The organism is Paraburkholderia sp. FW306-2-2C-D06C (assembly GCF_058781505.1).
In genome coordinates this window covers 47,574-66,954 of the sequence record NZ_JBYSWU010000016.1, presented here as the reverse complement: position 1 = coordinate 66,954, position 19,381 = coordinate 47,574, and the positions used below count along the sequence as shown (strand labels likewise).

The 19,381-nt window shown below is 65.0% G+C and carries 17 protein-coding genes; 15 read left to right on the top strand and 2 right to left on the bottom strand.

Annotated features, from left to right (window positions below; translation table 11 throughout):
• The first annotated feature begins 31 nt into the window (after window positions 1-31).
• From dnaX to AC3WLT_RS14655, 7 genes are all read left to right on the top strand, one after another.
• On the top strand, window positions 32-2,809 hold the full coding sequence (gene dnaX / locus AC3WLT_RS14685) for a DNA polymerase III subunit gamma/tau (RefSeq protein WP_492592445.1): 2,778 nt from the start codon (window positions 32-34) through the stop codon (window positions 2,807-2,809).
• 60 nt (window positions 2,810-2,869) lie between these two features.
• On the top strand, window positions 2,870-3,196 hold the full coding sequence (locus AC3WLT_RS14680) for a YbaB/EbfC family nucleoid-associated protein (RefSeq protein WP_006048866.1): 327 nt from the start codon (window positions 2,870-2,872) through the stop codon (window positions 3,194-3,196).
• 214 nt (window positions 3,197-3,410) lie between these two features.
• Window positions 3,411-4,007 (top strand): recombination mediator RecR, encoded by a 597-nt coding sequence (gene recR, locus AC3WLT_RS14675; protein ID WP_492592444.1) that lies wholly within the window; start codon window positions 3,411-3,413, stop codon window positions 4,005-4,007.
• Window positions 4,008-4,101: 94 nt separating this feature from the next.
• Window positions 4,102-5,334, top strand: a complete 1,233-nt coding sequence (locus AC3WLT_RS14670) for a CaiB/BaiF CoA transferase family protein (RefSeq protein WP_492592443.1) — start codon at window positions 4,102-4,104, stop codon at window positions 5,332-5,334.
• A 198-nt stretch (window positions 5,335-5,532) separates the two neighbouring features.
• Window positions 5,533-6,570 carry an ABC transporter substrate-binding protein gene (locus tag AC3WLT_RS14665; RefSeq protein WP_492592442.1) on the top strand — a complete coding sequence of 346 codons (1,038 nt, stop codon included), beginning with the start codon at window positions 5,533-5,535 and terminating at the stop codon, window positions 6,568-6,570.
• Window positions 6,571-6,674: 104 nt separating this feature from the next.
• The gene (locus tag AC3WLT_RS14660; protein WP_492592508.1) at window positions 6,675-7,487 is read left to right on the top strand and encodes an ABC transporter ATP-binding protein; all 813 of its coding nucleotides are present in this window, start codon (window positions 6,675-6,677) and stop codon (window positions 7,485-7,487) included.
• Window positions 7,488-7,560: 73 nt separating this feature from the next.
• On the top strand, window positions 7,561-8,385 hold the full coding sequence (locus AC3WLT_RS14655; RefSeq protein WP_492592441.1) for an ABC transporter permease: 825 nt from the start codon (window positions 7,561-7,563) through the stop codon (window positions 8,383-8,385).
• Between the two features lie 103 nt (window positions 8,386-8,488).
• On the opposite strand, the gene AC3WLT_RS14650 is transcribed toward AC3WLT_RS14655, so the two are convergent.
• Complete coding sequence (locus AC3WLT_RS14650) at window positions 8,489-9,463, bottom strand: NADPH:quinone oxidoreductase family protein (RefSeq protein ID WP_492592440.1); 975 nt, start codon at window positions 9,461-9,463, stop codon at window positions 8,489-8,491.
• A gap of 238 nt (window positions 9,464-9,701) precedes the next feature.
• Between AC3WLT_RS14650 and surE the strand changes: the two genes are divergently transcribed.
• The 6 genes from surE (at window position 9,702) to rlmD (ending at window position 15,929) form a co-directional block, all read left to right on the top strand.
• Complete coding sequence (gene surE / locus AC3WLT_RS14645) at window positions 9,702-10,460, top strand: 5'/3'-nucleotidase SurE (RefSeq protein WP_492592439.1); 759 nt, start codon at window positions 9,702-9,704, stop codon at window positions 10,458-10,460.
• Complete coding sequence (locus tag AC3WLT_RS14640) at window positions 10,457-11,536, top strand: protein-L-isoaspartate(D-aspartate) O-methyltransferase (protein ID WP_492592438.1); 1,080 nt, start codon at window positions 10,457-10,459, stop codon at window positions 11,534-11,536. The genes surE and AC3WLT_RS14640 overlap by 4 nt, the downstream gene beginning before the upstream one ends.
• Window positions 11,537-11,541: 5 nt before the next feature.
• On the top strand, window positions 11,542-12,483 hold the full coding sequence (locus tag AC3WLT_RS14635) for a peptidoglycan DD-metalloendopeptidase family protein (RefSeq protein ID WP_492592437.1): 942 nt from the start codon (window positions 11,542-11,544) through the stop codon (window positions 12,481-12,483).
• 11 nt (window positions 12,484-12,494) lie between these two features.
• Window positions 12,495-13,577 carry an RNA polymerase sigma factor RpoS gene (gene rpoS / locus AC3WLT_RS14630; protein WP_492592436.1) on the top strand — a complete coding sequence of 361 codons (1,083 nt, stop codon included), beginning with the start codon at window positions 12,495-12,497 and terminating at the stop codon, window positions 13,575-13,577.
• Between the two features lie 4 nt (window positions 13,578-13,581).
• Window positions 13,582-14,358 (top strand): 3'-5' exonuclease, encoded by a 777-nt coding sequence (locus AC3WLT_RS14625; protein WP_492592435.1) that lies wholly within the window; start codon window positions 13,582-13,584, stop codon window positions 14,356-14,358.
• A 152-nt stretch (window positions 14,359-14,510) separates the two neighbouring features.
• Window positions 14,511-15,929, top strand: a complete 1,419-nt coding sequence (gene rlmD / locus AC3WLT_RS14620; protein WP_492592434.1) for a 23S rRNA (uracil(1939)-C(5))-methyltransferase RlmD — start codon at window positions 14,511-14,513, stop codon at window positions 15,927-15,929.
• 132 nt (window positions 15,930-16,061) lie between these two features.
• On the opposite strand, the gene AC3WLT_RS14615 is transcribed toward rlmD, so the two are convergent.
• Window positions 16,062-16,922, bottom strand: a complete 861-nt coding sequence (locus tag AC3WLT_RS14615) for an outer membrane protein assembly factor BamD (RefSeq protein ID WP_492592433.1) — start codon at window positions 16,920-16,922, stop codon at window positions 16,062-16,064.
• 38 nt (window positions 16,923-16,960) lie between these two features.
• Here AC3WLT_RS14615 and AC3WLT_RS14610 point away from each other — a divergent pair, with 38 nt between their 5' ends.
• Both AC3WLT_RS14610 and pgeF read left to right on the top strand, forming a co-directional pair.
• A complete protein-coding gene (locus AC3WLT_RS14610) occupies window positions 16,961-18,262 on the top strand; it encodes an RluA family pseudouridine synthase (protein WP_492592432.1) in 1,302 nt (433 codons plus the stop codon).
• Entirely contained in the window at window positions 18,259-19,116 is an 858-nt protein-coding gene (gene pgeF, locus AC3WLT_RS14605) for a peptidoglycan editing factor PgeF (protein WP_492592431.1), read from the top strand. Before AC3WLT_RS14610 ends, pgeF begins: the two co-directional genes overlap by 4 nt.
• The last annotated feature ends 265 nt before the right edge of the window (window positions 19,117-19,381 follow it).

The window sequence follows — 19,381 nt, the reverse complement described above, 5'->3', positions numbered from 1 at the left end:
TGCGCGGCATCGTTACTGATACAATTTCCGGATGACCTATCAAGTTCTCGCACGCAAATGGCGGCCGAAGGATTTCGCTTCGCTCGTCGGACAGGAGCACGTGGTGCGCGCGCTCACGCACGCGCTCGACGGTGGCCGTCTGCATCATGCCTATTTGTTTACCGGCACCCGCGGCGTCGGCAAAACGACGCTGTCGCGCATCTTCGCCAAGGCGCTGAATTGCGAAACCGGTGTGACCTCGACGCCGTGCGGCGTGTGCCGCGCGTGTCGCGAGATCGACGAAGGCCGCTTTGTCGATTATGTCGAGATGGACGCAGCGAGTAATCGCGGCGTCGACGAAATGGCCGCGTTGCTGGAGCGGGCGGTTTATGCGCCGGTCGATGCGCGCTTCAAGGTCTACATGATCGACGAAGTGCACATGCTGACAAACCATGCGTTCAACGCGATGCTGAAGACGCTGGAAGAACCGCCGTCGCACGTCAAGTTCATTCTGGCCACCACTGACCCGCAGAAGATTCCGGTCACGGTGCTCTCGCGCTGTCTGCAGTTCAATCTGAAGCAGATGCCGGCCGGGCACATCGTCTCGCATCTCGAACATATTCTCGGCGAAGAGCAGGTGCCGTTCGACGCCCAGGCGCTGCGCCTGCTCGCGCGCGCGGCCGATGGTTCGATGCGCGACGCGCTCTCGCTGACCGATCAGGCGATTGCCTATTCGGCCAATCAGGTCAGTGAAGATGCGGTACGCGGCATGCTCGGCGCGCTCGATCAGAGCTATTTGATTCGTCTGCTCGGCGCGCTTGCCGACGGCGACGGCGCCGCGGTGCTGGCGGTCGCGGACGAGATGGCGTTACGCAGCCTGTCGTTTTCGACAGCATTGCAGGATCTGGCGAGCTTGCTGCATCGGATCGCGTGGGCGCAATTCGCGCCGTCGTCGGTGCTGGACGAGTGGCCGGAGGCGGGCGATTTGCGTCGTTTTGCCGAAGCGCTGAGCGCCGAGCAGGTGCAGTTGTTTTATCAGATCGCGACGGTCGGCCGAAGCGAGCTGGGTCTCGCTCCCGACGAATATGCCGGCTTCACGATGACGCTGTTGCGCATGCTGGCGTTCGAACCGGCGCCCACCGGCGGTGGCGGCGGGGCGGCGGGTTCAGGCCGCGCGGCGGGACCGTCGAATTCGAGCGGCGCTAAACGCGCCGATACGCCGGCGGTGGCTGCGTCGCCGGCGGCGGCGTCCGCGCGTCCGCCGGCGGTGCGTCCGGCAGATGCGGTTGCGCCGCAAGCTGCATCGATTCCTGCGGCGCCGGCAGCGGGTGCTGCCTCATCAGTGCGCGAGCCGCGCATTGATGAGGCGACAGCAGCGAAGAGCGCTGAGCCTGAGGTAGCGGAGGCGTCGGACAAGCCCGCTGTGGAAAACGCGAGCGTGGCTGATGCGCCAAACGCAGCGGCTGAGGTCCGACCGGTTGACGCCGAAGCCAAGGGCCAGAAGCAACCGGAAGCCGCTCAAGTTACGGCGTCGATGGAGTCGGCATCTGCGGCAAGCGAACCTGCCTCCCAGGCGTCGCAAAGCAATGCGTCCACGCTCGAGGCATCAGACGGCGTAGCGCCGGAATCGTCCGCCCATGTCGTCGCGCAGAACGCCACCCAGCCGGACGCTGTCGAAATGGCCGCGGCGCCGAGCGAAGCGCCGGTGCAGCCCGCTCGCGAAGTAGCAGCCACGCAAGCCGAACAGGCCGCCGAGCCCGTCGGCAACGAACCATCCGCCGCAGACAGCGGCGCCGACGAAGCGCCCGCGCAACCGCCCGCCGCACCGGCCGCCGCACCGGCCGCCGCACCGGCCGCCGCACCGGCCGCCGCACCGGCCGCCGCACCGGCCGCCGCCGCGACGGCAGGCGGCGAGGAAAGTTCGGTGGAGGCCGCAGCCGCAGCCGATATCCCGCCGCGCCGCGCGGGCGGCGCCAGCGCGGCGCTAGACGTCTTGCGCAGCGCCGGTTTGAAGGTCTCATCGGACCGTGGCCGCGCCTCTGCCGCGCCGATCGCCAAGCCTTCCACGCCGAAACCCGCCGCGCCGCGCGTCGTCGTGCCCGTGCCTACGCCGGGCGCCCCGCGCCGCGCGCCGCAGCAGGACACCGCACCCGCCGCGCGGGCGTCTTCGTCGCCGGCGCAAAGCAGCGGCGCGGCGCAGAGCGGCTCGTCGGTCCCGCCGTGGGACGACATGCCGCCCGACGATTACCTGCCGCTCTCGCCAGCGGACGAAGGCTATTACGGCCTGCCGGAAGACAATGATGTGCCTGTGTTCGACAGCGGCCCTGACGACGTCCGCGTAAGCGCCGCGGCGCCGTCCGCGCCCGCGCCGGTGGTCGACAAACGCCCGCTGCCGCCGGCCGTGCCGCTCGACCCGCTGGGCTTCGAAGGCGACTGGCCCGCGCTTGCCGTCGGCCTGCCGCTCAAAGGCATTTCGTACCAGTTGGCATTCAACAGCGAACTGATGGCCCTCGAAGGCGCCACGCTCAAGCTGAACGTGCCGGTGCCGCAGTACGCGGAAGCCTCGCAGGTCGCTAAACTGAAAACCGCGCTCGCCGAAAAGCTCGGCCGGAACGTCGAAGTGCTGGTCGAAGTCGGTCCGGCACGCCGCACCGCGGCCGCGCACGACGCCGCCATGCGCGCCCAGCGTCAGCAGGAAGCGGAGCGCGAGATCGGCGCCGATCCGTTCGTGCAGTCGCTGATCCGCGAGTTTGGCGCGAGCATCGTGCCCGGCTCGATCCGCCCGATTACGCAGGACGCCGGCCCGAACGGCGCGCCGTCCGCTCACTGATTCGCCGCGCCGTGGAGCGCCCGATTTCCGGATTTCACGCTATCAAGAAGGAGCATGTCCATGATGAAAGGCCAACTCGCCGGGCTGATGAAGCAAGCCCAGCAGATGCAGGAAAACATGAAGAAGATGCAGGAGCAACTCGCGCAGATCGAAGTCGAGGGGCAGTCGGGCGCCGGTCTCGTCAAGGTGACGATGACCTGCAAGAACGACGTGCGCCGCGTATCGATCGATCCGAGCCTGCTCGCGGACGACAAGGACATGCTGGAAGACCTCGTCGCCGCTGCGTTCAACGACGCCGTGCGCAAGGCCGAAGCCACCGCCCAGGAAAAGATGGGCGGCATGACCTCGGGTCTGCCGCTGCCGCCGGGCTTCAAGCTGCCGTTCTGAGCGCAGTCGCTGCAAGGCGGGACGAGCGCGGCGGCAGCTGCCGCCGCGGCGTCCGCTGAACGCACGAGTCACGTTCTTTGTGTGCTCGTCCCAGTTCGTCCTGGCTTGTCAGTCAAGCGCGCCCGCCTGATTCGCCTGCGCGCCGACGGAGCCGCATCGCTCCCGCTCTCTGGCAACATGACGGGCAACACCCACTTCGACGCCGCCGATCCGCATGAAACAACCTTCCGCCTTGTCGGCGCTTGTCGAAGCGCTGCGCGCGCTGCCCGGTGTCGGGCCGAAGTCCGCGCAACGCATGGCGTACCACCTGATGCAGCACGACCGCGACGGCGCCGAAAAGCTCGGCCGCTCGCTGCTGTTCGCGACCGAGCATCTGCAGCACTGCGAGAAGTGCAACACCTTTACCGAAGCGCAGATCTGCGAGGTCTGCCTCGATCCTGAGCGCGATCCCACGCTGCTGTGCGTCGTCGAGACGCCCGCCGACCAGATCATGCTCGAACAGACGATGACCTATCGCGGCCTCTATTTCGTACTGATGGGGCGGCTCAGTCCGCTCGACGGCATCGGCCCGAAGGAGATTCATTTCGACCGGCTGGTCAAACGCGCGTCGGACGGCATCGTCAAGGAAGTCGTGCTCGCGACCAATTTCACCAACGAAGGCGAGGCCACCGCGCATTACCTCGGGCAGACGCTCAAGGCGCGCGGGCTTGCCGTAACGCGCCTCGCGCGCGGCGTGCCGGTGGGCGGCGAACTCGAATACGTCGACGCCGGCACGATCGCCCGCGCGATGCTCGACCGGCGCTCGATGTAGCCGAGGCACGTGCTGCGCCCGCCGCGCCGACCAACCGCGCGCACCGCCGCGCACACCTTAAACGACGCCGCCGGAATAGAACAAAGGAGACCCCATGAGCGCCATCCCCGAATCGAGCGCAACCGCCGCGCCCAAAGGCCCGCTCGCCGGCGTCAAGGTGCTCGAACTCGGCACGCTGATCGCCGGCCCGTTCGCCGCGCGCTTTCTCGGCGAGTTCGGCGCCGACGTCATCAAGATCGAAGATCCCAAAGGCGGCGACCCGCTGCGCAAATGGCGCAAGCTCTACCCGGAAGTCGGCGGCACGTCGCTGTGGTGGGCCGTGCAGGCGCGCAACAAGAAATCCGTGACGATCAATCTGAAAGCCGAAGAGGGCAAGGAGATCGTGCGGCGTCTCGCGAAAGAGGCGGATATCGTCGTCGAGAATTTCCGGCCCGGGCTGCTCGAGAAGCTTGGGCTCGGCTACGACGTGTTGTCCGCAGAGAATCCCGGCCTCGTGATGGTGCGTTTGTCCGGCTACGGCCAGACCGGACCGTATCGCGACCGGCCCGGATTCGGCGCGATTGCCGAATCGATGGGCGGCTTGCGCCATATCACAGGCTATCCCGACTTGCCGCCGCCGCGCATCGGCATTTCGATCGGCGACTCGATCGCCGCGCTGCATGGCGTGATCGGCGCGTTGATGGCGTTGCATCACAAGCAGGTGAACGGCGGCAAAGGGCAGGTCGTCGACGTCGCGCTGTACGAGGCCGTGTTCAACATGATGGAAAGCGTGGTGCCGGAATACGGCGTGTACGGCATGGTGCGCGAGCGCACCGGCGCGTCGCTGCCGGGCATCGTGCCGTCGAACACGTATCCGTGCCGCGACGGCAGCATCGTGATCGGCGGCAACAGCGATCCGATTTTCAAACGGCTGATGCTGGCGATCGAACGCGATGATCTGGCGAACGATCCCGCGTTGGCGCACAACGACGGCCGCGTGCCGCGCACTCAGGAAATCGACGGCGCGATCGCCGCGTGGCTCGCCACGCGCACCATCGACGAAGCGCTCGCCGTACTGAATGCCGCCGACGTCCCGGTCGGCCGCATCTACAGCGTTGCCGACATGTTTACCGATCCGCAGTTCATCGCGCGTCAGATGATCCAGCGCTTCAAGTGGCAGGACGGCCAGGAAATCACGTTGCCGGCGGTCACGCCGAAGCTCTCGGAAACGCCCGGCGAAACCCGCTGGCTCGGCCCGGAACTGGGTGAACATACCGATGAAGTCCTGCAATCGCTAGGTTATGATGCAGACCACATTGCACGGTTGCATGCGCAACAGATAGTCTGAGTGAGTGTGGTTCGAGAGCGTTCGCCGCACGTGATTTGCCACCGTTCTGCAGGTCACGCGCCGCAAGCAGAGAGGCAAAGCCAGACGCAGACCAGGGACGTACACCAGGACGCAAGCGCCGCGCCCCCTGAACGCCGCGGCAAAAGACAAAAATGCTGAACAAAAAAGCTGGACAACAAAAGTCGGAGACTACGGACCATGCAACGCAGAACCTTCCTCGCCGGTAGCGCCGCCCTCGCAGGCGTCACGCTTGCGGCCACGCCGCTCGCCTTCGCGCAGGGCAAACCTGAAACCACGAAGGTGGCGATTGCTGTCGGCGGCAAGAATCTGTTCTATTACTTGCCGCTCACCATTGCCGAGCGCCGCAATTACTTCAAGGACGAAGGCCTCGAAGTCGAAATCTCCGATTTCGCCGGTGGCTCGCAAGCGCTGAAGGCGGCGGTCGGCGGCAGCGCGGACGTGGTCTCAGGCGCGTTCGAACACACCTTGCTGCTGCAGGCGCAAAAGCAGTCGTTCCGTGAATTCGTGCTGCAAGGACGCGCGCCGCAGATCGTGCTCGCCGTGTCGAAGAAGGCGATGCCGAACTACAAGTCGATCGCCGATCTGAAGGGTAAGAAAATCGGCGTGACCGCGCCGGGTTCGTCGACCTCGATCATGGCGAGCTTTGTGCTGGCGAAGGCCGGGCTGACCGCGAAAGACGTGTCGTTCATCGGCGTGGGCGCCGGAGCGGGCGCGATCGCCGCGTTGCAGTCGGGCCAGATCGATGCGATCGCCAATCTCGACCCCGTGATGACCAGGCTCGAACGGACCGGCGAGATCCGCGTCGTGTCGGACACGCGCACGCTCGCCGATACTCGCAGCGTATTCGGCGGCGATATGCCGGCAGGGTGCCTGTACGCGTCGCAGAGCTTCATCACGAAGAATCCGAACACCACGCAGGCGTTGACCAACGCGATGGTGCGCGCGCTCAAGTGGTTGCAAACGGCGACCGGCAGCGAGCTGATCAACACGGTGCCGGAAGGCTATCTGCTCGGCGACCGCGCGGTATATCTGGACGCGTGGCAGCACGTGAAGGAGGCGATGTCGCCGGATGGACTGATGCCCGCCGACGGCCCGGCTACCTCGCTGAAAACCTTGCAGGCGTTCGATCCGGCGGTGCAGGGCAAGCCGATCGATCTGTCGAAGACGTGGACCAACGACTTCGTCAAGAAAGCGTTGGCCACCGTCAAGGCGTAAGCCTTTACCTGCGGGGGCAAGGGTGGCCGCGCAGCGCGTTCGCCTTGACCACCGCAGGCGCGATAACAGACAAACCGAAACCGATCTTCGAAGCGAGTCGAATGATGACCGTTGCCGCGCTGGCGCTCGAGAACATCACCTGCACGTTTGCCGCACGCGATAACCGCGCGCAGCGCTACACGGCAGTCAAGGACACCACCTTGCGCATCGCGCCGGGCGAATTCGTTTCGGTGGTCGGTCCGACCGGCTGCGGCAAATCCACTTTGCTGAATGTCGGCGCCGGTTTGCTGGACCCGTCGTCAGGCGTGGTCAACGTATTCGGCGAGCCGCTCAAGGGCATCAACCGACGCGCCGGCTACATGTTCCAGGCCGATGCGCTGATGCCGTGGCGCTCCGCAATCGACAACGTGATGGCCGGCCTCGCCTTCCAGGGTGTGCCGCCGGCCGCAGCGCGCAGCAAAGCTGACGAGTGGCTCAAACGCGTCGGCCTCGGCGGTTTCGGCGACCGCTATCCGCATCAGCTGTCGGGCGGCATGCGCAAGCGCGTCGCGATGGCGCAGACGCTGATTCTCGACCCTGACATCATCCTGATGGACGAGCCGTTTTCCGCGCTCGATATCCAGACGCGTCAGTTGATGGAAAACGAGCTGCTCGACCTGTGGGTCGCCAAACGCAAGGCGGTGCTGTTCATCACGCACGATCTCGACGAAGCGATCGCGATGTCCGATCGCGTGGTGGTGCTCTCAGCCGGACCAGGCACGCGTCCGATCGGCGAGTTTACGATCGACTTGCCGCGTCCGCGCGACGTCGCCGAGATTCGCGCGCATCCGCGTTTCGTCGAGTTGCACGCGCAGATCTGGAGCGTGCTGCGCGACGAGGTGCTCAAGGGTTACCAGCAACAACTCACGGCCGTTTAACCGCGTCCGGGCGGTTGTGTCCTGTAGTTGCGCTTCGCAGTTACGTCAATTAACCGTGTAAGGCAATCGATCCATGTGGAAGACGTTGCGCCCGAACCGGGCGAACCTGGTGATCTGGCAGTGGCTGCTGCTCGTGCTGTGCTTCGTGCTCTGGTACGTGCTGACCAGCCCGACGCTGCTGCCCGCGCTCTATTTCGACGACCCGAACAAGGCCGCGTTCTTCTTCGGCGAGCCGCAGAGGGTGCTGCAGCGGATCTGGGAATGGTTCACGGGCGGCGAGATCTATCTGCATCTGTGGATCACGCTGATCGAAACCGTGCTGGCGTTCACACTCGGCACTGCGCTGGGGCTGGGCGTCGGCCTGTGGCTCGCGCTGTCGCCGCTCGCGAGCGCGCTGTTCGACCCGTACATCAAGGCCGCCAACTCGATGCCGCGCGTGATTCTCGCGCCGATCTTCGGCGTGTGGTTCGGTCTCGGGATCTGGTCGAAGGTCGCGCTGGGCGTCACGCTGGTGTTCTTTATCGTGTTCTTCAACGTCTATCAGGGTGTGAAGGAAGTCAGCCCGGTCGTGCTCGCCAACGCGCGCATGCTCGGTGCGAACCGCAAGCAGTTGCTGCGCTTCGTGTATCTGCCGAGCGCGATGAGCTGGGTGTTTTCGAGCCTGCATACATCGGTGGGGCTCGCGTTCGTCGGTTCGGTGGTCGGCGAGTATCTCGGCTCGGCACGCGGCGTCGGTTATCTGATCTTGCAGGCCGAAGGCACCTTCGATATCAATACCGTGTTCGCCGGGATTCTGGTGCTGACCGCGTTCGCGCTGATTCTCGATGCCATCGTCGGGATCGGCGAGCGGCGTCTGATGAAATGGCAGCCGAAAACGGGCGAGACGGAAAAGCTCTAACGCGGGCACGCGGTCCAGATAACAAAGCGCGCGGTTCGCAAGCCGCGCGCTTTTGTTCGCATCTTCCACAAGTGCTTCGTAAGCGCACCGTGGCGCACCGTGGTCAAGGCGTAATCACCACCTTGCCGATCACGCGGCGCTCCGCCATGTCGCGCAACGCGCGGCCGGTGTCTTCGAGCGAATAGCGCGCCGACACGTAGGGCTTGAGCTTGCCTTCGCCAATCCAGCCGACCATCTGCTCGAACGCGGCATGATTGTGTTGTGGCTCGCGTTTCGCAAAGTCACCCCAGAACACGCCGACGATGCTCGCGCCTTTGAGCAGCGTCAGATTGAGCGGCAGCTTCGGAATCTCGCCGTTCGCGAAGCCGACCACCAGATAGCGCCCGCGCCAGCCGATGCTGCGAAACGCCGGTTCTGCGTACACGCCGCCGACCGGATCGTAGATCACGTCCGGACCTTTGCCGCCGGTGAGCGCCTTGATGCGTTCGCGCAGATCTTCGGTGCTGTAGTTGATGGCGGCGTCGGCGCCGTGCTCCACGCAGACGGCGAGCTTTTCATCGCTCGACGCCGCCGCGATCACGCGTGCGCCGAGCGCCTTGCCGATTTCGACCGCCGCCAGTCCAACGCCGCCTGCCGCGCCCAGAACCAGCATCGTCTCGCCGGCCTTCAACTCGCCCCGGTCGACCACCGCATGGTGCGACGTGCCATAGGCCAGCGTGAACGCGGCTGCCAGCTCGAATTCGACGCCATCGGCAAGCGGCACGCACGCCGCTGCGGGCGCCAGCGCCTGCTCGGCAAAGCAGCCAGAACCGGTGAACGCGACCACGCGCGAACCCGGCTTGAACTGGGTGACCTCCGCGCCGACCGCACGCACGATACCCGCGACTTCGGAGCCCGGCGTAAACGGTAGCGGTGGTTTGAACTGGTATTTGTTCTCGATGATCAAGACGTCGGGAAAATTGACGGCCGCGGCTTTGACGTCGATCACGACGTGACCGGGCGGCGGTTCGAGGTCCGGCAGATTTTCGACGACCAGGCTCTCCGGCGGCCCGTACTGATTACAGCGAATCGCGCGCATCGTGTCTCCTTATCGATCAGGGTCCCCCAAGGGGACTTCCTTCGGGGCGTCGCAAGTAGTCTGAGTGTAAAGCAAGCAGCACGACCGTGCGTTTTTATTGCGTGAGGCCGGCTCGTTGCGTCCCCGATGAGTGCCCGCCGGGTGCTCGACGCGTGCTCGACGCGTGCGCTTTGCATGCGCCGTGCGCGCCGCCTGCCGTGTCGTTCGCGCGTCTTCTTTCCTCGGTTACAATCGCCGCATGCGAATCCTACTCAGCAATGACGACGGTTATCTGGCGCCCGGCCTTGCCGCGCTTTACGAAGCGCTCAAGCCGATCGCGGACGTCACCGTGATGGCCCCCGAGCAGAACTGCAGCGGCGCGTCCAATTCATTGACGCTGTCGCGGCCGCTCTCGGTGCTGCGCTCGGCGAACGGTTTCTATTATGTGAACGGCACGCCCACCGACTCTGTGCACATCGCGCTGACGGGCATGCTGGACCACACGCCGGACCTCGTCGTCTCGGGCATCAACAACGGCCAGAACATGGGCGAGGACACGCTCTATTCGGGCACCGTCGCCGCCGCCACTGAAGGCATCATGTTCGGCGTGCCGGCCATCGCGTTCTCGCTGGTCGACAAGGACTGGGTGCATCTCGAAGACGCGGCTCGCGTCGCTGCGGAGATCGTCGCGCATTACCTCGAGCAGCCGCTGCCGGGGCATCCGTTGCTGAACATCAATATTCCGAACCTGCCATACGAGCAGCTCGGCGGCTGGCACATCACGCGGCTCGGCAAGCGCCACCCGTCGCAGCCGGTGATCCGCCAGACCAACCCGCGCGGCGAACCGATCTACTGGATCGGCCCGTCGGGCAGCGCGCGCGACGCCAGCGAAGGCACCGATTTCCACGCTGTCGCGAACGGCCACGTGTCGATCACGCCGTTGCAGCTCGACCTGACCCACACGCAAATGCTGCCCGCAGCGCGCGACTGGGCGCGCGCCGGCAGCGGCGCTTCATGACCGGCGAGCGCGCAAAGCGCTTTCCGCTCGGTCTCGAGGACCTGGTGCGCGAACCGCGCCGGCCCGAAGGGCGCCCGGGCGAAGTGCGCGCGGCGGCACTCGCCGCAAGTGCTGCGCTCAATGCACGCCAGCAACTGGCGAAGAATTCGCCGCTCGGCTCCGCGGTCAAGCCTAAAGCAAAGTCTCAAGCGAAGCCGCAGACCGGAGCGCAGGCTCAGCCGCAAGCGAAGCCTCAGGTAAAAACCCAGGTAACTACGCAGGTAACGACCCAGGTTAAGCCCCAGGTCCAGCCGCAACCCAAACCACAGGCGAAAGCCGCCGCACAGATTTCGACTGCGCGCGCCGCGCCAAAAGCGGCGCTGCCGGGCAAATCCGCTGCCAAACCCAGCGAGCGCGCCGCCGCACCGAACGTTGCTCTGAACGGCGCATTGGCGCTGACTTCGGAACGGGTTCGCGAACGGATGGTCGAACGCCTGCGAGCGAACGGCGTGACCGATCAGCGCGTGCTGAACGCGATGTCGGTGGTGCCGCGCCACATGTTCGTCGACCCGGGCCTCGCGGCCCAGGCCTATGAAGATGCCGCATTGCCGATCGGCCATCACCAGACGATTTCCAAGCCCTCGGTAGTCGCCCGGATGATCGAGCTGGCCGCAGCGGGCCGTGCGCTGAACAATGTGCTCGAAATCGGCACCGGTTGCGGTTATCAGGCAGCCGTGCTGAGCCAGGTCGCGCGCGATGTCTATTCGATCGAACGCATCAAGCCGTTGTCCGAACGCGCGAAGACGAACTTGCGTCCGCTGCGCATACCGAACATCCGGCTGCACTACGGCGATGGCCGCCTCGGGTTGCCGTCGGCGGCGCCGTTCGATGCGATCGTGATTGCCGCGGCCGGGCTCGATGTACCGCAAGCCTTACTTGAACAACTCGCGATCGGCGGCCGTCTGGTCGCGCCGGTCGGCTCGCAGGACGGCCAGAACCAGGTGCTGACTCTGGTCGAGCGCCTCGGGCCCGCGCAGTGGCGCGAGTCGCGGCTTGATCGCGTTTTCTTTGTACCCTTAAAATCCGGAGTGATTTGACACCGATGAGTATGTTGCGCGCGATGCAAAGAACCAGCCTGAATGTCCCCATGACCGTAACCCAGCGTAGCGTGTGCGTGCTCGCCTTGTCCCTGTTGATGACGGCCTGTGCTTCCCGGCTCGATCAGGCGCCTGTCGTCGATCGCTCCGGTGGCGGCGCGCTCAGTACGCAAACCGCGCAGCAACCGGCTGTGCCGCTCGGACCGCCGCCGCCCGGTTACTACCGCGTGAAGCCGGGCGACACGCTGTATCGGATCGCGTTGGAGAACGGCCAGAACTACCGCGATATCTCGGCGTGGAACAATCTCACCAATCCGAATCAGATCGAAGTCGATCAGTTGCTGCGCGTGGTGCCGCCGGGCGCCAACACCGCCGCGCTGACGCCGGGCGTCACGACCGCGCCGATCGGCGGCGGCGGCGCGGTGCAAAGCGCGCCGCTCGGCAGCACGGCGCCGTCGACGGGCGCAGCAGCAGGCGTCGCAGCGGCGCCGCCCATCTATGGTTCGGGTTCGAACGGCGCCTCGCTGACGCCGCCGGCCAATCAAGGCGCCGCGAGCGACTCGACCTCCGGCGCGTCCGGCAACGTCGCGTTCGCATGGCCGGTGCGCGGCCCGCTGCTCGGCACCTTCAACGACTCGACCAACAAGGGCGTCAATATCGGAGGCGCGTCGGGCGACACAGTCAAGGCTTCGGCGGACGGCCGGGTAGTTTATGCAGGAAATGGGCTGCGTGGTTACGGCAATCTCATTATCATCAAGCATGATGCAACTTATCTCACCGCGTATGCACACAACCGCGCTTTGATGGTAAAAGAGGGGGATGCGGTGACCAAAGGGCAGAAGATCGCTGAGATGGGCAATAGCGATTCCGACCGTGTGATGTTGCATTTCGAAGTTCGCCGGCAGGGTAAACCTGTCGACCCACTGAAGTATTTGCCGCCGCAATAAGCGATACGACCATGCCGAAACCGAAGCGCCGCCCGCCGCAAGCCGAGTCTGAAACGATCAGCCGTGCCACGTCCGCGTTGGTGGACGAAGGTAGCGCTTCGGAAGTCGAAGAAGAGATCGTGGAAGAGCGCGACCTCGACGAGCGCCAGGCCGGCGTGGAAGATGCCGGCGACGCGCGCGAAAGCGCGAGCGAAGCCGTGCCGGACGCGGACGATTTCCGCGCGCTGCTGCAAGCCGAGCTGACGGCCGACACGATCCAGCACTACCTGAACCGTATCAGCGTCAAACCGCTTCTGACCGTCGAAGAAGAGCAGAAGTATTCGCGCCTTGCCAAGGCGGGCGAGTTCGACGCCCGGCAGGTGATGATCGAGCGTAATTTGCGGCTCGTCGTCAGCATTGCGAAGGGCTACCTGAACCGCGGCGTGCCGCTGCTCGATCTGATCGAAGAGGGCAACCTCGGTCTGATGCACGCGATCGAGAAGTTCGATCCCACACGCGGCTTCCGGTTTTCGACGTATGCCACCTGGTGGATTCGCCAGAGCATCGAGCGCGCAATCATGAACCAGGCGCGCACCGTGCGTTTGCCGGTGCACGTGATTCGTGAGCTCAATCAGGTGCTGCGCGCCAAGCGCCATCTGGAAAAAAATTCGATGAATTCGGGCGAAGCGGCAGAGCGCCGCGACGCCAGCATCGACGACATTGCCTATCTGACCGGCAAGACCACCGACGAAGTCACCGACATCCTCGCGTTGAACGAGCACACCGCATCGCTTGACGCGCCGCTCGACCTGGACCCGGCGAGCAGCCTGCTCGATCTGCTGTCCGACGATCAGAGCCAGTCGCCGGACGCCGAGGTGCAGCACCGCGAGCTGGAAACGCTCACACGCGCGTGGCTCGCACGGTTGTCGGACAAGCATCGTCATGTGATCGAGCGGCGGTTCGGGCTGAACCACATCGAGCCGGCCACGCTTGAAGAGCTGGCCGATGAAATGGGCCTCACGCGCGAGCGTGTGCGCCAGATCCAGCAGGAAGCGCTGGTGCGGTTGAAGCGCTTCTTTGCCTCCAACGGTGTGCGCAAGGACGCCGTTCTCTAATTCAATGACACCGATCCTGGTTTTCGACATCGAGACGATTCCCGATGTCGCCGGCATTCGCCGCCTCGAAGATTTGCCCGCCACGCTGAGCGACGCCGAAGTCGCCGAGCACGCGTTCGCCGCGCGTCGCGAAAAGACCGGCAGCGATTTCCTGCCGCATCACCTGCAACGGATCGCGGCGATTTCCTGCGTATTCCGCGACAACAATGGTTTCCGGGTGCGCTCGCTCGGCACGCCGGAAGATGGCGAGGCCGCACTGGTGCAATCGTTTTATCGCGTGATCGAGAAATACACACCGCAGCTCGTATCGTGGAACGGCGGCGGTTTCGACTTGCCGGTGCTGAATTACCGCGCGCTGGTCAATGGCATTCCGGCCTACCGTTTCTGGGATCTCGGCGAGGACGATCGCGAGTTCAAGTGGAACAACTACATCAGCCGCTACCACGCACGTCACACGGATCTGATGGACGTGCTGGCGATGTATCAGGCGCGCGCCAATGCGCCGCTCGACGCGCTCGCCAGGATGTGTGGCTTTCCCGGCAAGATGGGCATGGACGGCAGCCAGGTGTGGCACGCGTATCAGGAAGGCCGCATCGAGGAGATCCGTAACTACTGCGAGACTGACGTCGTCAACACGTATCTGCTGTATTGCCGTTTCCAGCTGGTCCGCGGCGCGTTTTCCGCCGAAGAGTATGCTGACGAGATCACGCTGGTGAAAAACGCGCTCGCGCTGGAGACGGCGCCGCAATGGGCCGAGTACCTGGCAGCGTTCGATAACTAGTCAGTGGGTGAAGCGGTTCGCCGTACGCTAATCGAGAGCGCGGCGCCCAGCACATGCTGCGGTCATGACATCGTGGCCGCGCCAAATCGTTGGCAAAGGCGGAGCTTCGTCTACAATCTCGCCTTTCTCCCAAGTTTGTCAGGAAGTTGCAGGTGTCCCGAACTGCCCCCCATCGTCGCCCGCCGAAGCGCCAGAAGGCGCCCGCTCCGGTGCGTGCGCCCGTCATCACCGGTGACGAGCCGGTCATCGAAATCGTTTCGCTCGATATGGAAGCGCGCGGCGTTGGCCGCACCGAGGGCGAAGGCGGCGCGCCCGGCAAGGTCATCTTCGTCGAAGGCGCATTGCCCGGTGAGCGCGTCAGCTACGCGACTCATCGCAGCAAGCCGAAATACGAGCAGGCCGAGGTCGTCGAGGTGCTGCGCGAAAGCGTGGCCCGCACCACGCCGAAATGCGCGTACTTCAGCATCTGCGGCGGCTGTTCGATGCAGCATCTCGACATCCGCGCGCAGGTGGCGGTCAAGCAGCGCGTGCTCGAAGACAATCTCCAGCATCTCGCCAGGCTTCGCCCGGAAACCGTGTTTCGGCCGATTCACGGGCCGTCCTGGGGTTATCGCTATCGCGCGCGTCTGGCGGTGCACTACCTGCCGGAAAAGGGCGGCATGCGTATCGGCTTTCACGAGAAGAAGAGCAGCTACATCGCCGACATGAAGACTTGCGAGGTGTTGCCGCCGCATGTGTCGGCGATGCTGATGCCGCTGCGCTTCATGGTCCGCAAGCTGTCGATCTACGACCGCATGCCGCAGCTCGAACTCGCGGTCGGCTCGTCGGTCACCGCGCTGGTGGTGCGCAACCTCGAGCCGCTCACGGAAGCCGACGAACAGGTGCTGCGCGACTTCGCCGACGAGCACAAGGTGCAGTTCTGGCTGCAGCCGAAGGGTCCCGACACGGTCACGCCGTTCTATCCGCTCGACGTGGAACTGGACTACACGCTGCCGGAATACAACATCCGGATGCCGTTCAAGCCGACCGACTTCACCCAGGTGAATCACGCGATCAACCGCGTGCTGGTGAGCCGCGCGCTGCGGCTGCTCGCGCCGGCGCGCACGGACCGCGTGCTCGATCTGTTCTGCGGGATCGGCAACTTCACGCTGCCGCTTGCGCGGATTTCGAAGGAGGTGGTCGGCATTGAAGGCAGCGAGGTGCTGACCTCGCGCGCGCTGGCCAATGCCGAACTGAACGGCGTGGCGGGCCATACGTCGTTCGCGTGCCGCAATCTGTTCGAAGTCACCGCCGACGACATGCGCGCGCTCGGCCGTTTCGACAAATTTCTCGTCGATCCGCCGCGCGAAGGCGCGCTGGCCGTGGCGAAGGCGTTGGCCGAGATCGCGCAGAGCGGCAATGGGCCGCTGCCCAAGCGGATTGTCTACGTGTCGTGCAATCCGGCGACGCTCGCGCGCGACGCCGGTCTGCTGGTGCACGAGGCAGGCTATCGGCTGGTCGGCGCGGGCGTGGTGAACATGTTCCCGCACACGTCGCATGTGGAGTCGATTGCGTTGTTCGAGCGGGATTGAGGCAATGGATTGAAGCAGGGGCTTGAAGCGGGAGCTTGAAGCAGGAGCCCCAAACCAGAGCGACGTAGCCGGCACAAACAAAAACGCCACGACTTCGGTCGTGGCGTTTTTGTTTTCAGCGCGTGGCGGGACTTAGAACTGCCACCACGACTTTTCCTTTCCCGGCCTTGCATGCCCGGTGATATACGGGCTGTCGGGGAAGGTGCCGGCCAGCACGCGCTTGGTGTCGTCGGCCAGTTGCGGCTGATTCAGCTTCTCGTACGACAGCATCATGATGTGCAGCGCGTCTTCGATCGACGGTGCGTTCTTGTATTCCTTCAACGCCAACTGTGCGCGGTTGATCGCGGCGACATAGGCGCCACGGCGGTAGTAGTAATCCGCCGCGTGGACTTCGTGCGACGCCAGCGCGTTCACGATGTAACGCATGCGTTGCGCGGCGTCCGGCGCGTACTTGCTGTTCGGATAGCGGTCGACCACGATCTTGAACGCGTCATACGATTCACGCAGCGACTTCGGATCGCGCTCGCTCATGTCCTGGCCGGAGAAGCGGCCGAACAGACCGAGGTCGTCGTTGAAGTGGATCATGCCCTTCAGGTAGTACGCGTAGGCAATGTCCGGATGATCCGGGTGCAGCTGGATGAAGCGGTCGATCGCCTGGTCGGCGGCGGCGTTTTCATTGTCTTTCCAGTTGCAATACGCAACGTTGATCTGCGCTTGCTGGGCGAAGTGGCCGAACGGATCGCGGCCCTCGAGCATCTCGAAATACTTGGCGCACTTGCCGAAGTCGCCACCGGACAGGGCGTCGTTCGCCTCCGTATATAATTTGTTGTTGTTCCACGTAGCCGTTTCGTCGGTCTTTTCCGGCAGGCCGTGACAAGCCGCAACAACGGCGACGGCTGCGGCGCACGCAATGTATCCGGCCACTTTCCGGGCTGCCTTCTTGATGGCCGCCAAATTGATCGCCGCTTTAGTGATGGTGTTCAAGGCTCGCATTTTCCAGTCTAGCTTTACGTCCAGGTGACCCAGACTCAATGACCCGCTCAAATACTCCAGGTACCGCTACCGGCGCCGGGAATAGCAACGAAGATTATAGCTTAAGCGCTGACCCCTCCGACGCGTTGGGCGTCGATTCGCTCGACGACGACCTCGGCAGCGACGCGCTCGCCGCCGCCGGCGAGCCCGGCATTGTGCCGACCGTGGCCGGCCGCGTCGCGGACGAAACGCCGCGCAGCGTCACCGTGCCCGACGAACTGGCCGGCGAGCGCCTCGACAAGGTGCTCGCCCGGGTGTTTCCCGAGTTCTCGCGCAACCGGCTGCAAAGCTGGATCGAGGCGGAGCGCGTGCGGATCGACGGCAAGCCGGCCAGGATCCGTCAGCCGGTGCCGCTCGGCGCGACTATCGAGCTCGTGCCCGATCTGCTGCCCGAACAGCTCGCGTTCACACCCGAGCCGGTTCCGCTCGAGATCGTCTATGAGGACGACACGCTGGTGGTCATCAACAAGCCGGCCGGCATGGTCGTGCATCCGGCCGCCGGCAACTGGAGCGGCACGGTGCTGAACGGTCTGCTGTACCGCTATGGCGCCGCCGCCGCGGGCCTGCCGCGCGCGGGCATCGTGCATCGGCTCGACAAGGAAACCTCCGGTTTGATGGTGGTCGCGCGCACGCTCGAGGCACAGACCGATCTGGTGCGTCAGCTGCAGGCGCGCACGGTCAAGCGCCGCTACCTCGCGCTGGTGTGGGGCAACATGCCCGAAGAAGGCACGATCGACGCGCCGATCGGCCGCGACCCGCGTGAACGCACGCGCATGGCGGTCGTCAAGAGCGCGTCGGGCAAACCGGCGCGCACGCATTTCCGGCGCGTCGAAACGGCGATCTGGCAGCGTCAGCCGGTCACCGCGATTCATTGCGACCTGGAAACCGGCCGCACCCATCAGATTCGCGTGCATTGCGCGCACATCGGCCATCCGCTGCTGGGCGACCCGGTGTACGGGCGCGCACGCGGCAAGCGCTCGGTCACGCCGCTGCCGGACGGCTTCGCGCGCCAGGCGCTGCATGCGTGGCGCCTCGGGCTGATTCATCCGCAAACCGGCCGGACGATGCAATGGCGCGCGGATGTGCCGGAAGACATGGCGGTGCTGTCGGCCGCGCTCGGCCTGGGGCGCGACGAAGCCGGCGAGTTCGACGAGACGTACTATGAGGACGAGGACTACGATGCGTCGCTCGACGAAGACATCGACGAAGACATCGACGAAGACATCGAAGAAGACGGCGCACCCGGCCACGACGACGAAGCCGCTGAACACCACGAGGACGACGAGGACGACCACGCATGAGCTTGCCCGAGCTGACCTTTGCCGATGTTGTGCAACCCGCATGGAACGTATCGCCGCGCGTGCGTGCGCTCGTCACGACGCGCAATGGCGGTGTGAGTGAGCCGCCGTTCGGCCGTTGGCACGACGGCATGGATCAGCCCGGCGGCCTGAACCTCGGCATGAAAGCCGGCGACGATCCCGCCGCGGTCGCCGCCAACCGCGCGCGTCTGCTTGCGCTGGCGGGCGTCGGCGAGGCTGCCTGGCTCGCGCAGATTCACTGCGCCGGCATCGTGCGCGCGGAAGATGTGCTGGCGCAAACTCGCGCGAGCGGCGCGCCGACGCAAGCCGATGCGAGCGTCACCGATCGGCCCGGCACGGTATGCGTCGTGATGGTGGCAGACTGCATGCCGGTGCTGTTGTGCGATGAGGCGGGGCGTGCGGTTGGCGCGGCTCATGCGGGATGGCGCGGCCTCGCGGCAGGCATCGTCGAACAGACCGCGCAGCGCGTCGCGGGTCTGGCCGGCGTCGATGCCGCTTCGCTGCATGCGTACCTCGGTCCGGCGATCGGACCCGACGCTTTCGAGGTGGGTGCAGACGTGCGTGACGCCTTCATGAACGGTGTCGGCGGCGCGCAACGCGATGCCACCGCGGATGCGTTCGTTGCCCATCCGCAAAACGCAGGCAAATACCTGGCCAATCTCGCGGCGCTCGCGCGCTTGCGTTTGCAGCGGCTCGGCATCAGCCGGATTGTCGGCGGCGACCTTTGCACGGTCACGCAACGCGAGCGTTTCTATTCCTATCGCCGCGACCGCGAAACGGGGCGCATGGCCGCGCTGATCTGGCTGGACGATCAGGCGCAGACCATCGCGGACTAGCGAACGAACCGCGTGGCGGCAGCCGGTGCGGCCAGGTGTGCGCTAGCGCGCAGAGCATGTCTGCTGAGATGCGTATGAGGGTTTGTTCGGAGGCGCAGCAGGCTTTTTTGCTGCGCTGCCGGAATTCGTCGGACAAGCGTAAATCTGCCGCGAAAAGCATGGGTACGCGCACGGATGAGCGCGTATAAGCCCATGCCAAATGGGAGCTTTTTCCTTGGTGAGTCCATGTGGCGAACCATGTTCAAAAGCGCGATCTGCTACACAG